Origin of the sequence: Trebonia sp., from assembly GCF_049794275.1 — a bacterium.
GTDB lineage: Bacteria > Actinomycetota > Actinomycetes > Streptosporangiales > Streptosporangiaceae > Trebonia.
The window spans coordinates 1-12236 of record NZ_JBARCR010000151.1 but is presented as its reverse complement, the minus strand read 5'-3'; the positions used below and the strand labels follow the sequence as shown (position 1 = coordinate 12236).

Here is a 12236-nt window from a genome sequence, read left to right as displayed (position 1 = left end):
ACGTGGCAGCCCAGGATCGTATGGAGTTCGCGGTCGACGACCAGCTTGCAGAACCCTGTCTGGCGGCCATCGATGATCGGTCGCGGGAGCGAGTCGAAGCGCACCGTTGCCGCGACCACCTCGCGGTTCTCCCGCGCTGCCGCCTCGGTCAGCCCGGCCGAGGCGTACTCGGGGTCCGTGAAGCTGCCGATGGGGCTCACCTGGGCAGACAGGACCGTGGTTGCCCCGAGGACGGCGTTGGTCGCGGCTACTAGCCCCTCGCGGATCGCCTCGTGCACGACCAGCGCGCGCCCAGTGACGTCGCCGGCGGCGAAGACGTGCGGCGCGGTCGTGCGCAACTGCGCGTCGACCTGGACGTACCCGCGCCGGTCCGTCTGCACCCCGGCCCGGTCGAGGCCTAGCCCGGCGGTGGCCGCGACCCATCCGGCCGCCACCACGGCCAGCGTGGCGTCGATGCTGTGCTGCCCGGTACTTGTCGAATGGATGAGCCGCACGCCGGTCGCACAGCGCTCGAAGCGGTCGATCGTCCCGGCGTCCGCGACCACCTCGACGCCGGACGCCGCCATGGCGGCAGTGACCGCCTCGGAGACCTCTTGGTCCTCACTCATCAAGATGCGGGGAGCGATCTCGACGAGATAGACCTGTGAGCCGAACGCGTTGAAGATCGATGCCACCTGCACGCCGGTCGCGCCGGCGCCGATCACGACCAGCGACGGCGGCACCGAGGAAAGGCGCCACGCGTCGCTGTGTGTCGCGGTCAGGTCGAAGCCGGGAACCGCCAGCGGCCGTGAGGCTCCTCCGGTGCAGAGGATGACTTTGTCTGCCCGAAGCCGCGGCGCATTGTCGCTTTCGATCGTGTGGGCGTCGGCGAAGCGCGCGGTGCCGCCCTGCTCGTAGATGCTCACCCCGGCGCGCTCCAGATCGTCGCGCAGCAGCGTGTGCTTGCGTGCGTCCGCGGTCACGTCGCGGACGCGGGCTAGCAGCTGGGCGTAGTCGAGCGAGGGTTCGCCGCCCGCGATCCCGTAGAGCGGGAGCTGCCTGGCCTCGCGAATCAGCCGTGCCGCCTGGGCCAGCGTGCGTACCGGCACGGGGCCGTCGTTCGCGGCCATTCCCCCGAACTGATCGCGGGTGATCAGCGCCGTGCTGGCTCCCAGACGGGCCGCACGGAGCGCCGCGACGACCCCCGCGGGTCCTGCGCCGACGACCACGACATCGAACGGCTGACGCGGCGTTGGGGCCATGACTCGATCATCCGGATCCCGGCGGCGGCCCGTCATCACCCCTGCAGGGTGAGGCGGACGCGACAGCCGGGCGCGACGATGCGCATGTGCGCGCGATGACGGTTGTACCGGGTCAGAAGGGGACCGCTGGCATCGAGGAGGTCCCGGACCCGGGGGCGCAGGACGGCGCCCTGCTGGTACGGGGCATGGCGGTCGGTATCTGCGGGACCGACCGGGAGATCGCGGAGGGCGGCTACGGCACGCCGCCATCCGGTGAAGCCAGGCTGGTCATCGGCCACGAGAGTCTGGGCGAGGTGCTCGAGGCTCCGGCGGGATCAGGCTTCGCGCCCGGCGATCTGGTCGTCGGGATCGTGCGGCGGCCCGATCCGGTGCCCTGCCCCGCGTGTGCCGCCGGAGAGTGGGACATGTGCCGGACCGACGGCTTCGGCGAGCGTGGCATCGTCCGCCTGCACGGGTACGGAAGCGAGCATTGGCGGGTGGAGCCGGACTTCGCCGTGCCCATCCTCCCGAGGCTGGGCGAGCTCGGCGTCCTGCTGGAGCCGGCGTCGGTGCTGGCCAAGGCGTGGGACCAGGTGGACCAGATCTCGCGGCGCGCATTCTTCCTTCGCGGCCGGGCGCTGGTCACCGGCGCCGGGCCGATCGGGCTGATGGCATGCCTGCTCGGCGCACAGCGCGGCTACGAGATGCACGTCGTCGATCTCGCGCGAGCCGGCCCGAAACGTGATCTGGTCGAGGACCTCGGCGCCCGATACCATTCCGGCGACGCCGCGGACGTCGATGTCGACGTCGATGTGGTCATCGAGTGCACCGGGCTCGGCGCGGTCGGCCGCTCCGCCGGCCGCCAGCTGGCCAGCGGCGGGATCATGTGCCTGACCGGGATCATGAACCTGGGCCCGACCCTCGACGTGGACGCCACCACCCTGAACCGCAACATGGTGCTGCACAACCAGGTCCTGTTCGGCACCGTGAACGCCGGCCGGCGCCACTGGGAACAGGCGGCCGGAGCGCTCGCGGCGGCCGACCCCGGCTGGCTGGGCGCGCTGATCACACGGCGGGTGCCGCTCACCTCCTGGACCGACGCGCTTGACCGGCAGCCGGAAGACATCAAAGTCGTAGTGGACCTCACCGCATGACCGCCCACGAAGTGAAGGTGTGGTCGGCAACCCCGGGGCTGCTGAGCGAGGGCCCTCGCTGGCATGAGGAGCGCCAGGAGCTGTTGTGGGTCGACATCCTGGGATGCCAGATGCACCGGGGAACGCTGGGCCCCGATGGCGCCCTGGAACACGTCGAGACCATCTCGGTCGACCGGCATATCGGTGCCGTCGCGCCGGCTGCCGGGGGCGGGTACGTGCTCGCCGCAGGCCCGGGGTTCCTGTTCGTCGACGACGCCGGCTGGGTCCGCGAACTGGCCCAGCCCGAGGATGGCCGCACCGACGTGCGGATGAACGACGGAGCCTGCGACCCGCAAGGACGGTTCTGGGGCGGGACGATGGCCTACGACGAGTCGCCCGGCGCCGGCGCCCTTTTCCGGCTTGAACTCGACGGTAGCTGCACCACCGTGCTGACCGGCCTGAGCATCTCCAACGGCATCGGATGGAGTCCCGACGCCAGCACGATGTACCTCAACGACAGCGGCACCGGATGCGTCGAGGCGTTCCGGTTCGACGGCCCGAGCGGCGCGATCAGCGACCGCCGCACCCTGGTGCATGTCGACCAGCCGGGCGTGGTGCCCGACGGACTCACGATCGATGAAGAGGGCGGGATCTGGGTCGCGCTATGGAACGGCGGTGCCGTCCACCGGTACGCGCCGGATGGATCACTTCTGGCCACCGTGCAGCTCCCGGTCCAGCGACCGACCTCATGCGCGTTCGGCGGGCCCGGCCGGGACACGCTGTTCGTCACCTCCGCTCGGACCGACCTCGACGAGGACGCGCTGGCCCGCCAGCCGCACGCAGGCAAGGTATTCGCGATCGACGGACTCGGCGTCCGCGGCCTTCCCTGCATGCCATACCGCGGCCGGACACCACGTTCGTCCGATTGCTAGGCGCGCCGCGCAATCCGCAGTCCAAGGCTGCTGATCAGCGAACCCGGACACCAGTTCTGCGTGCAACACTCGCCGCGTGACGTATAGCCGCAGGTGGGGCGCACTGACGGCACTCACCGCGCTGGGATTATCTGGCACGCTGGTCCATGAACCGGTCCACGGCCGAAGCCCTATATCCTTCGCCTTGGTACCGTCCGTAACGTCGCCGAGAGCGCCTGGCCTGTACCCGCTCGAGCGAGTTGGCGATCATGGAGCCGACGGCCTTATAGTACGCTCCCGCCCGCACCTCCATATGGCATCTGACCTGCCCAAATACCACTGGATCGCCGCGCTCCCGCGCGTCGGCCCGTGCGGTGAAGACTTCGAAGCCCCGTTGGCCGCCGCGCGCCACGGCAGACTAATCGGCACTCCCACAATTCAGCGCCCACGGCGCCTGCCCGCGGTTACCTCGCCTGTTCTAGGTAAGACCTGCCTGCCCTCGGACGCCAACCACCTGTGAGCAAGCGGCGGCGGCACCAACGCCGCCAACCGGATCCGGCTTAGCCAGAGGAAGGGCAGCAAATGAAGTTCATGTCACATCGGCGCAGCGGGACGGCCGCGCATGCGAAGGATGCCAAACGAGAAGACCTCCACGTCCTGAGGCGCGGTAAGTCGGGCGCTGTGATCCTCGGCCTGGCAGCGGCCGCAGCCGTGGCGGTACCCGCGTCCGCCTCCGCCTCGACCGGCGCCCACCGGGCCGATGCCTCCCCGGTGGCCGGGCACGTCTACGTCAACGACAACACCGCCGGGACCAACACCATCGCCGCGTTCGAACGGCATGCCGACGGCACGCTAACCCCGGAGGCCGGATCGCCGTTCCCGGCCGGCGGGGCCGGGACCGGCGCTGGGCTGTCCTCGCAGGGCGCGATCCAGATCACGCCGGACGGCCGGTTCCTGCTCGCGGTCGATGCGGGCAGCAACCAGATCTCCGTACTGCGGATCAACTTCGGCGGCTCCCTCAGCCCCGTGCCCGGCGGCGTCATCCCTTCCCGTGGCACCCTGCCCGACAGCATCGCGGTGCACGGCAACCTGGTCTACGTCGCCAACTCCGGGAACGGCGAGGCCAACTACACCGGTTTCCGGCTCGGCCTCAATGGCCAGCTGGTCCCGATCCCCGGCTCTACCGTCGCTCTCGCCGCTAACGCGGCGCCCGGTGACGTGCTGTTCAACAGCACGGGCACCAAACTGGCCGGTACCGAAGTGGGGACCTCCAAGATCGACAGTTTCACCGTCGGCTTCAACGGCCTGCTGACCGCCGCCCCGGGCTCGCCGTTCCCGGCCCAGGGCCTGGGCCCGTTCGGCAGCGAGTTCCGGCCGACCAACCCCGACCAGCTGTTTGTGTCCAACGCCCACAATGTCGGCGCCGACACCGGAACCATCTCGGCGTTCACCGACGCCTTCGATGGCACGCTGACGCCGGTCGCGGGCTCCCCGTTCGCCGACCAGCAGACCGCACCGTGCTGGGTAGAAATCACCCATGACGGCAGGTTCCTGTTCACCGTGAACACCGGATCCGGCGAGATCTCGCGCTACCAGATCGCCCCGCACGGGGCGCTGACCCTACTGGGAAGCACGCCGGTCAGCCAGACCGGCGGGGTGGGCGCGGTTGACGCCCGGCTCAGCCCAGACGGCCGCTTCCTGTACGTCGATGAGAGCAAGTCCGGCAAGGTTGGCGTGTTCGCCGTCGGCGGCGGCAACCTGACCGAACTGGGCACCTCCCCGTTTGCGCTGCCGACGGGCGCCACACCCGCAGGCATCGTCGTCAGCTAGCTCTCCAGCCATACGACCGGAGCCGCGGCCCAGTCCCCCGCGGCTCCGGGAGCGGTAAGAAACCAGCGGCCAGCGACGCCAACCAATATCGGGCCGAACGGCCCGATATGACGCTTCCCAGAAAGGACATCGTTCCATGACCGTGACACTCGGCATACTGGCCCTGCTGGAAACCCAGCCCGGCAAGGGCAGCGAGCTGGCGGAATTCCTCAAGGAGGCCCGCGAGCTGGCCATCGCCGAAGAAGGAACCGTCAGTTGGTATGCGTTCAAGATCAGCGATACCAGCTACGGCATCTTCGACACCTTCGCCACCTACAGCGCCCGCACCGCGCACATCAACGGCCAGATCCCGGCCGCCCTGGCCAAGGTTGCGGTCGACCTGCTGGCAAGTGACCCAGACATCCGGCCCGTCGACGTCCTTGCGTTCAAGTAACGAACCCTCGGGTGACCTCAGCAGCTCGCAGCAGACGGTCCCTGCCGACGCTGCGGCGCTCATCTGCCCGGAACCGCGCCTGCACGCCGAAGATCTCGCCAGGAGATCTGGGCGCGGCAGGGCGAACCAGGATAGGCAGGACGAGAACCACGGCTCGTTCGGAACAAAATTCATGATCCCGAACGAGCCGTGGTGTTACCGCCGCCAAACCTGCCGCCGTGCGGGCTCCAAGCCGGACGCGGTTGCGCCTCCCCGGTGCTAGACCCGCCACGGTTACCGCGGCGGTGCACCGCGGGCGGTTTTCATTCCGTAAAGTCGGCCCTGATGGCCGCGAGCAGCCCCTCGAGGTCCTCGGCACACGGGCCGCAGGCCCGCAGATGCGCGGCCACCTCCGGGTGCCGTTGCTCCGCTCCGCGGGGATCGGCGACCGCGATTTCCGCGTAGATGTGGAGCAGCTCCATCGCCTTGTCGCATCCCGCATCGCGCGGGTCAGTCCGCAAGAAGCGGTCCAGTTCCGGCCAGCCGTTCATCAGTGCCTCACCGGTTCTCGTGCAGGTATCCATTAGCGACGAGGCTGACCCGCAGCTTACGTCGTGCGTCGAACATCGTCTTATACAGGGCATTCCGGCTGGATCCCAGCTTCGCAACCAGCGCATCCAGCGGCACGCCGTCAACCACGATCGCGGTGAAGACCTGCCGCTGGTGCTCCGTGAGCTCCTCCTCGACCGCCCGGCGGAGCGCCCGGACCAGGTCGCGCTGCTCGGACTCCCGGGCCGGGTCGAGGCCGAGCCTGTCAGGCAGCCGGTCCCAGTCCCCCGCCTCCAGCGGGACTGCGGGACGACGCCAGAAATGCCGCCCGATCTTGCCGGACACCTCGAAGATGACGAACTTGCACGCCCACGTGGTGAACCGGCTCTCGCCGCGGAACTCGCCGATCCTGGCGATGATCGCGAGAACGGCGTCCGCGGCGGCGTGGTGCGCCAGATCGTCCAGTTCGGGCCCGGAGATCTGCAACTGCCCGCTGCGGCGGCGCGCTTCGGCCCGCGCGACGCGCAGCAGCATGTCGTACAGCCGGGCCGTGGCGCGCTCCCGCCCGAGGCCGCCCCCGCTCAGCGCCCGAACCCACTCACACGGCACCGGCGTTTCGTCAGCCACCCGTTCTGGTGGCGAGCCCGCTGCCCGCATGCCCATCAAGCTACGCCCGCGTGGCCTCAGCGGCCATCGATGCTGGCCACCAATCGCTGGGTCCATCGGCACCTCGCTGCTCAAGACTGGGGTGGCGGTAAGAACCCGGCCGCGTTCTGCCACTCATCTCAGTAGGCGCGGCGTACGCCGTGTCGATTGTGGTATCTGGAAACACCCGTCCCTGCCGAAAGGCTCTGGTGCCTCCATGACAACCGAACCCGCTGGCAAGACCCCACTGACTACCGGCATTGCGTCCTCGCGCCGTCGGCGGGACGGGGTTCCCGCGGCTCCGGGGCTTGATCCCGACTCGGCCCGATGGCTGCAGGCGCTTGCCGATGATGGCCCGCGACGAGATGCGGCGCTGGCGGAGCTGTACGCGATGTTGCTGCGGGCCGCCCGTCGTGAGGCTGCGCGGCGCGGGCCGAGGATGCAGATTACCGGCCCCGAACTGGAGGATCTGGCCGATCAGGCGGCAGGGGACGCGCTCTTGGCGATCACGCGGAAGGTCACGCAGTTCAGGGGCGAAAGCCGGTTCACCACCTGGGCCTACAAGTTTGTCATCTTCGAGGTATCGGCCAAGATCGCCCGCCATTTCTGGCGCCACCCGACTACGCCCTTGGATGCCGAGAGCTGGGACCGGCTGCCGGACCGGTTCGGTTTCGACCCCGCGCAGGAATCAGAATGGCGGGATCTGCTCGCCGCGTTGCGCCGCGCTGTCGACACCGAACTGACTCTCCGCCAGCGCGAGGTCTTCGTCGCGGTCGTCCTCAACGATGTCCCGCCTGATGCCCTGGCACTCAAGCTCGGATCGAACCGTAACGCGGTCTACAAGATGATGTTCGACGCGCGGCGTAAGCTGCGCGCGGCTCTGGTTGCTAACGGGTATCTCAACGATGGAGAATCGAGGCGCTCATGAACGGCTGGACGGCGCTGGACCGTTTTCTTCACACCGATCCGCGTGACGTGGGGTGCGCTGAGGCGATGGACATGCTGCACGTGTATGCCGACCTGGTGGCCGCGGGAGTCCGTGCCGAGGAGCGCTACCTGGGCATCGCCGCGCACCTGCGCGCCTGCGGCCCGTGCGGAGAAGACTTCGAAGGGCTGCTAGCCGCGATCGCGGGCGAAGCGTCCTGACCGTACGCCAGACCATGTTGCTGGGGCAAGCACCACCATCCGTTCGGGGAAATCCAGATAATTCCGAACGGACGGTGGTGTCACGGTCTGAGCCTGGCCATCCCCGGCCGTGTCGCCGGCGGTGAGGGACACAGGTGACCGCAAATGCCGGCCTGCGGTACCGGGGTGTGTCTAGGAGAACGCGGCGGCGGTCAGGCTGAACGCCTGGGCGTTCATCTCGGCAATCTGCCTGGGGCCGCCGGCGACACCGGGCATCCCCTTAACGGCACCGATCCAGACGACCTCGCCCGCATCAGCCGCCAGGACGCGCCGCGAGGTGAGACACCGAGCTGAGGCCGGCGTCGTTCACGGTATCCGGTCCCATGGCTGTCAGGATGACGCGGCGGCGTGCTCGCGCAGGTACCCGACCAGACCGGCGACGTCCTCGGGCACCAGGCGGCCGATGGCGCCGCTTGAATACACGCTCACGACCACCTTGCCCTCCGGGTCCAGCACGAAGCCGGTGAACTGCAGGTACAGGGGGTCTTCATTGACGAACGCGCCGGTCAGCCCGGCGACCGCGCGGGCGTCGGCACTATGCCCAAGAGGGAACGTAAGGCCGTGCTTGGCGGTGAACTCCGCGGTGGTCTGCTCGTCATCGACCCAGAGCGCGGCCACCCGGATGCCGGCCGCTGCTAGCGAGTCACCGGCTCGCTGGAACGCGCGCAACTGGGCGGTGCAGTACGGACACCACGCCCCGCGGTTGAACAGCACGACCCCGAACTCGCCGGCGAACCAGCCGGGAACCTCGATGGCCTGCGCGCCGGGAACGTTGAGGGTCAGCTGGGGGAATATGTCGCCCGGGTGCAGCAGGGACATGGCCTGCCTCCTTATGTATGTCGTCGCGTGAATCCGTCTGCACACTTAGCGCGGCCCGCGGCCGCCGGTCTTACCCCCGTCGATTCCAGGAAAGGCGGCGCACCGGGAGGTAAGAACATCGATGGCGGAGCAGCGAACGTGTCGAGACAGTCGTTCAGTGGGCGCAGTGACAGGGGGCGTAAAGACTATTGAGGCCGGCGTGGTCGTGGTCGGGCTCGGTCTGTCCAGTGATGCCCAGCAAGACCAGCAGCCCGCGGGCAACGCTGACGTCGCCTCAACGCGGTCGGTGATGATACGGGCTCTGGGTGTTCTCGTACGAAGGAGACCACAGTGGTGAATGATTTTGCTGCTAAGACCGCGCTGATCATGGGCGCAGCGCGCCGTATCGGCCGAGCCGTCGCGCGCGGGCTGGCGGACACCGGTGCCGGGCTGATCCTGGTCGCCCGAAGGGCATGGGCCATGGCGGTAACACCGGCAAACTATCTCGGTCCACGAAACCGTCCAGGCAACACCGGATATCACGGAAACCGCAGGTGGGGCGGGCGGGGCTCGAACCCGCGACCGGCAGATTATGAGAAGCACGCTCAGCCGCAACGTTTGCTTGACCTGCACCAACGCCTCGTGTGAATGCCACGACCGCACACACGGCACTGGGAGTTCCACGGGCGCCGGTCCACGCCCCGGTCCACGCCGAGCCACTCGGCGGAGCTAGCACCATAACGCTGCGTAAGCACGTGCCCGAGCCCGGACGCTGGAGCCGGAGTCGTCGGGAGGCGCGGTCGACATGAGGTGTTTACCGCGGTGCGAGGTTGCCCCGCGCTGGTGCAGGGGAAGATCCTGCCGCGTGCCGCGTAGGCGGTGAGGGGTTGAAACAGCGGGGCCGACAGCCCATACGCTGCGGGGTCCGGGGCGGCAGCCTCGCCTCGCAGCTGCGTGCCCTTCAGACCCGTGGATTCCCGTACCGGCATCCGGACCCGTTCAGACCAGTCCGTGACCTCGGCCAAGAATATCGGCGGACGCTACATCAATCTCCACCCCGGACGCGCTAGATTGTGCCGTTTGCCTGCCACGCCATCCTCCGGCTGTGCTCCCCTTGCCGCCGACCGCAACGATGCGGGGCGGGTCCAAGGTCGAACTTAGGCGGAGTCTGGCACCAACCCTGACCGGCATGCCAGCCGTCGCGCAGCTGGCCAGTATCCGCGCCTCACGTCGAGCACACCAGATTGCCCGCTCCCGGACGTCCCGACGAGGGTATACGGAGCAGCGGGTGGCGGCGCAAAACGACCGATACGCACGGCTGACGGCCGAGATCACGGCGCCGCCGTCAGGTCCTCTCGGCCGATGTGAGGTTGTCGTCGCCCGGATCGAACCGGCGGGCGGCCTGGCGATGCTCCTCCGCCAACGAGCTAGGAGTTCGGCGGGCGCCTGCCGGGAGCACCGGTTGCACGGGTTGTCGTGTTGCAGTATGGCGATGGGGCCCCGTCGGCTAGCGTTCCTTGATGGCATGCAGGAGCGTGACGCCGAGCCACGGGCCGCCGTACCAGTACCCGGGTCCGAGCCCGTGCAGGGTGCCGTGTCCGATGTGCGCGGCGTACTTGCGGGCGATGAGCGCGGGGTCGGCGATGAGCAGCTGCCCGCCCGGGCGCAGGACCCGTATGGCCTCGTCCAGGGCACGGTACCGGCCTTCGGGCGAATGGATGTTATGGATCGCCATCGCGCTGGTCACGACGTCGAAGGAGTTGTCGGCGAACGGCAGCGCGGTCATGTCGGCCGTGTACACTTCCACCCGGTCTGCGACCCCGGCCGCAGCGGCGTTGGCGAGCGTGGCTTCCGGACTGTTGCCGCTCTGGTCCCTGGACCACAAGTCCGCGCCGACGGCGCGTCCCGCTGGCAGCCGCCTGGCCGCCTCGATGAGCACCGCGCCGCGGCCGCAGCCCAGGTCTAGGAGTTGCTCGTTGCCCTTCAGGCCGGCCCGGTCCAGTTCGCGCTCCCAGATGCGAAGCTTGCCGCGCAGTGTGGTGTGCAGGAAAAACCCGGCGTGGGCGAGCAGCACCGTCCCGGCGGTCGCCGTCGCGATCCGTCCTGTCCGCCGCCGGGCTGCGGCCGCGCAGCAGGCCGCCCCTGCGGTGGCGAGAACTGCCGGGAGAGCTGGCGCGTCAAGGCCGTAACGCGGCCAGGGGAGGTGCCGCGCTGGGGAGCCATTCCGGTCCTTAGACATGGGACTTAGCCTGGCAGGCGCACGGCCCGGCGTCTTGGACAAATGTTCCGCTCTGGTGGTCAGCGTCGCGAGCACAGTCTTAGCTGGCTCGCGTCACCGTCTGTGCTGCGTGCTTCGAGCCAGGCCACGCGACGCTGTCCACCGCGAGCCAGGGCGCGATGGCCAGGGCCGCGGGAGTCGCTCCGGCGAAGGCCATGACGTCGCGGTCGAGGTGCGACTGGTCGGCGTAGCCGCTCTCGGCTGCTACCAGGGCGGACCGGTCGCCCGCGGCAAGGCGGTGTGCCGCGTGGTCGAAACGGACCAGCCGGGCGGCCCGCTTGGGGGTGAGGCCGACCTGGGACCCGAACCGGGACCACAGGCGTTTGCGGCTCCATCCGGCCTCGGCGGACAGCTGCTCGACCCGGACCCGCCCTTGACGGCTTACCATCTGCGCCCAGGCGAAGGCGACCTCCGGGTCGACTGCCCATCCCGCCTCGTAACGTCGGGCGAGCGCGGCCCCGGCGATCGCGAACCGGTCCTGCCATGAGCCGGCGGCGCGCAGTTGCTCCTGGATTCGAGTGGCGTCGCGGCCCCACAGGTCCTCCAGAGCAGCCACCGTCCCGCCCAGCGCCGAAGAGGCGCCCAGCACCGCGTGCGCGACCAGCGGAGACAATCGTACCTGTAGGCACTCGATGTCCCGGCCCTGACCTCGCACCCTGCCGGGCGTGAATCCAGCGACGATGCTCCCTTGCTGCTGGCGTCCGCTGACATCCTCGACGAGCAGCCCGTCGCCGAAGTCGAAGAACAGCGTGACAGCCGGGTGGGGGACAACCTGAATGTCGACGAGGTCGTCGGCCCGGTTGCGGAACCCGGCCATGCTGACCCCCGCGAGCAGACCCGGCCTTGACGGGACCGCGATCTCCTGCGGGGCCGCAGACACCAGAACCGACTCGGCGGGACGCATGTCGCCAGCTTACAAGCCACCACGGTTGACGGGCGCCGGCACGATGCTCCGGCACCCCGGCCGGCCTATGAGCACACGGACCCCGGTTCCCGGCGAGGGATTCGCCAGACGCCGGGTTGCGTGGGTTCTGTCAGTTGTGGGGCCGGGCGGTTGCGGCGAAGTCCAGCAGCAGTTTGCCCGTCGTTTGCGGGTCTTCCATCATCGGGGTGTGCCCCACGCCGGCTAGCAGCTCGACCCAGGCTCCGGGCACGACCTTGTATGCGGCCGCCGACGAGGAACGCCACCGCTGGTCGTCGGCACCGAAGATCACCAGTAGCGGCAGGCGCAGGTCGGTCAGCCGGTCGGGAAGGCTCCGCTGCCCGAGATAGTCC

14 protein-coding genes are annotated in these 12236 nt (G+C 69.1%); 7 read left to right on the top strand and 7 right to left on the bottom strand.

What is annotated here, in order from left to right; genetic code table 11:
- Positions 1 to 1241: dihydrolipoyl dehydrogenase family protein (locus tag WA805_RS04450; protein ID WP_425241705.1), on the bottom strand; the 1241-nt coding region annotated here is incomplete at its 3' end.
- 95 nt (positions 1242 to 1336) lie between these two features.
- On the opposite strand from WA805_RS04450, the gene WA805_RS04445 reads away from it, so the two are divergent.
- The 4 genes from WA805_RS04445 (at position 1337) to WA805_RS04430 (ending at position 5527) form a co-directional block, all read left to right on the top strand.
- Complete coding sequence (locus WA805_RS04445) at positions 1337 to 2374, top strand: glucose 1-dehydrogenase (RefSeq protein ID WP_422285668.1); 1038 nt, start codon at positions 1337 to 1339, stop codon at positions 2372 to 2374.
- Positions 2371 to 3285, top strand: a complete 915-nt coding sequence (locus WA805_RS04440) for an SMP-30/gluconolactonase/LRE family protein (protein ID WP_425241704.1) — start codon at positions 2371 to 2373, stop codon at positions 3283 to 3285. The genes WA805_RS04445 and WA805_RS04440 overlap by 4 nt, the downstream gene beginning before the upstream one ends.
- 690 nt (positions 3286 to 3975) lie before the next feature.
- Entirely contained in the window at positions 3976 to 5094 is a 1119-nt protein-coding gene (locus WA805_RS04435; protein WP_425241703.1) for a lactonase family protein, read from the top strand.
- 136 nt (positions 5095 to 5230) lie between these two features.
- Entirely contained in the window at positions 5231 to 5527 is a 297-nt protein-coding gene (locus WA805_RS04430) for a putative quinol monooxygenase (RefSeq protein ID WP_424563897.1), read from the top strand.
- A gap of 302 nt (positions 5528 to 5829) precedes the next feature.
- Here the strand turns inward: WA805_RS04430 and WA805_RS04425 are convergent, their stop codons facing one another.
- Positions 5830 to 6057, bottom strand: a complete 228-nt coding sequence (locus WA805_RS04425) for a hypothetical protein (protein WP_422339746.1) — start codon at positions 6055 to 6057, stop codon at positions 5830 to 5832.
- A 7-nt stretch (positions 6058 to 6064) separates the two neighbouring features.
- Complete coding sequence (locus tag WA805_RS04420; RefSeq protein WP_425241702.1) at positions 6065 to 6682, bottom strand: RNA polymerase sigma factor; 618 nt, start codon at positions 6680 to 6682, stop codon at positions 6065 to 6067.
- Between the two features lie 235 nt (positions 6683 to 6917).
- Here WA805_RS04420 and WA805_RS04415 point away from each other — a divergent pair, with 235 nt between their 5' ends.
- Together WA805_RS04415 and WA805_RS04410 are read left to right on the top strand one after the other, a co-directional pair.
- Positions 6918 to 7628 carry an RNA polymerase sigma factor gene (locus WA805_RS04415; protein ID WP_422288590.1) on the top strand — a complete coding sequence of 237 codons (711 nt, stop codon included), beginning with the start codon at positions 6918 to 6920 and terminating at the stop codon, positions 7626 to 7628.
- Complete coding sequence (locus WA805_RS04410; RefSeq protein ID WP_422275838.1) at positions 7625 to 7846, top strand: hypothetical protein; 222 nt, start codon at positions 7625 to 7627, stop codon at positions 7844 to 7846. Before WA805_RS04415 ends, WA805_RS04410 begins: the two co-directional genes overlap by 4 nt.
- 369 nt (positions 7847 to 8215) lie before the next feature.
- On the opposite strand, the gene WA805_RS04405 is transcribed toward WA805_RS04410, so the two are convergent.
- Positions 8216 to 8704: a redoxin domain-containing protein gene (locus WA805_RS04405; protein ID WP_425241701.1), complete on the bottom strand. Its 489-nt coding sequence runs from the start codon at positions 8702 to 8704 to the stop codon at positions 8216 to 8218.
- A gap of 330 nt (positions 8705 to 9034) precedes the next feature.
- Here WA805_RS04405 and WA805_RS04400 point away from each other — a divergent pair, with 330 nt between their 5' ends.
- Positions 9035 to 9331, top strand: coding sequence for a hypothetical protein (locus WA805_RS04400; protein WP_425241700.1), 297 nt, complete (start codon positions 9035 to 9037; stop codon positions 9329 to 9331).
- Between the two features lie 859 nt (positions 9332 to 10190).
- Here WA805_RS04400 and WA805_RS04395 read toward each other — a convergent pair.
- From WA805_RS04395 to WA805_RS04385, 3 genes are all read right to left on the bottom strand, one after another.
- Entirely contained in the window at positions 10191 to 10922 is a 732-nt protein-coding gene (locus tag WA805_RS04395) for a class I SAM-dependent methyltransferase (RefSeq protein WP_425241699.1), read from the bottom strand.
- Positions 10923 to 11001: 79 nt separating this feature from the next.
- Positions 11002 to 11865, bottom strand: a complete 864-nt coding sequence (locus WA805_RS04390; protein WP_425241698.1) for a helix-turn-helix domain-containing protein — start codon at positions 11863 to 11865, stop codon at positions 11002 to 11004.
- 130 nt (positions 11866 to 11995) lie between these two features.
- A partial coding sequence (locus WA805_RS04385; RefSeq protein ID WP_425241697.1) for an alpha/beta fold hydrolase occupies positions 11996 to 12236 on the bottom strand: 241 nt, incomplete at its 5' end.

Bases quoted from the DNA above. Each gene is read 5' to 3' on its own strand.
- WA805_RS04395 (WP_425241699.1), bottom strand. From the start codon at position 10,922: ATGTCTAAGGACCGGAATGGCTCCCCAGCGCGGCACCTCCCCTGGCCG.
- WA805_RS04390 (WP_425241698.1), bottom strand. From the start codon at position 11,865: ATGCGTCCCGCCGAGTCGGTTCTGGTGTCTGCGGCCCCGCAGGAGATC.
- WA805_RS04410 (WP_422275838.1), top strand. From the start codon at position 7,625: ATGAACGGCTGGACGGCGCTGGACCGTTTTCTTCACACCGATCCGCGT.
- WA805_RS04440 (WP_425241704.1), top strand. From the start codon at position 2,371: ATGACCGCCCACGAAGTGAAGGTGTGGTCGGCAACCCCGGGGCTGCTG.
- WA805_RS04445 (WP_422285668.1), top strand. From the start codon at position 1,337: ATGACGGTTGTACCGGGTCAGAAGGGGACCGCTGGCATCGAGGAGGTC.
- WA805_RS04405 (WP_425241701.1), bottom strand. From the start codon at position 8,704: ATGTCCCTGCTGCACCCGGGCGACATATTCCCCCAGCTGACCCTCAAC.
- WA805_RS04430 (WP_424563897.1), top strand. From the start codon at position 5,231: ATGACCGTGACACTCGGCATACTGGCCCTGCTGGAAACCCAGCCCGGC.
- WA805_RS04425 (WP_422339746.1), bottom strand. From the start codon at position 6,057: ATGAACGGCTGGCCGGAACTGGACCGCTTCTTGCGGACTGACCCGCGC.
- WA805_RS04415 (WP_422288590.1), top strand. From the start codon at position 6,918: ATGACAACCGAACCCGCTGGCAAGACCCCACTGACTACCGGCATTGCG.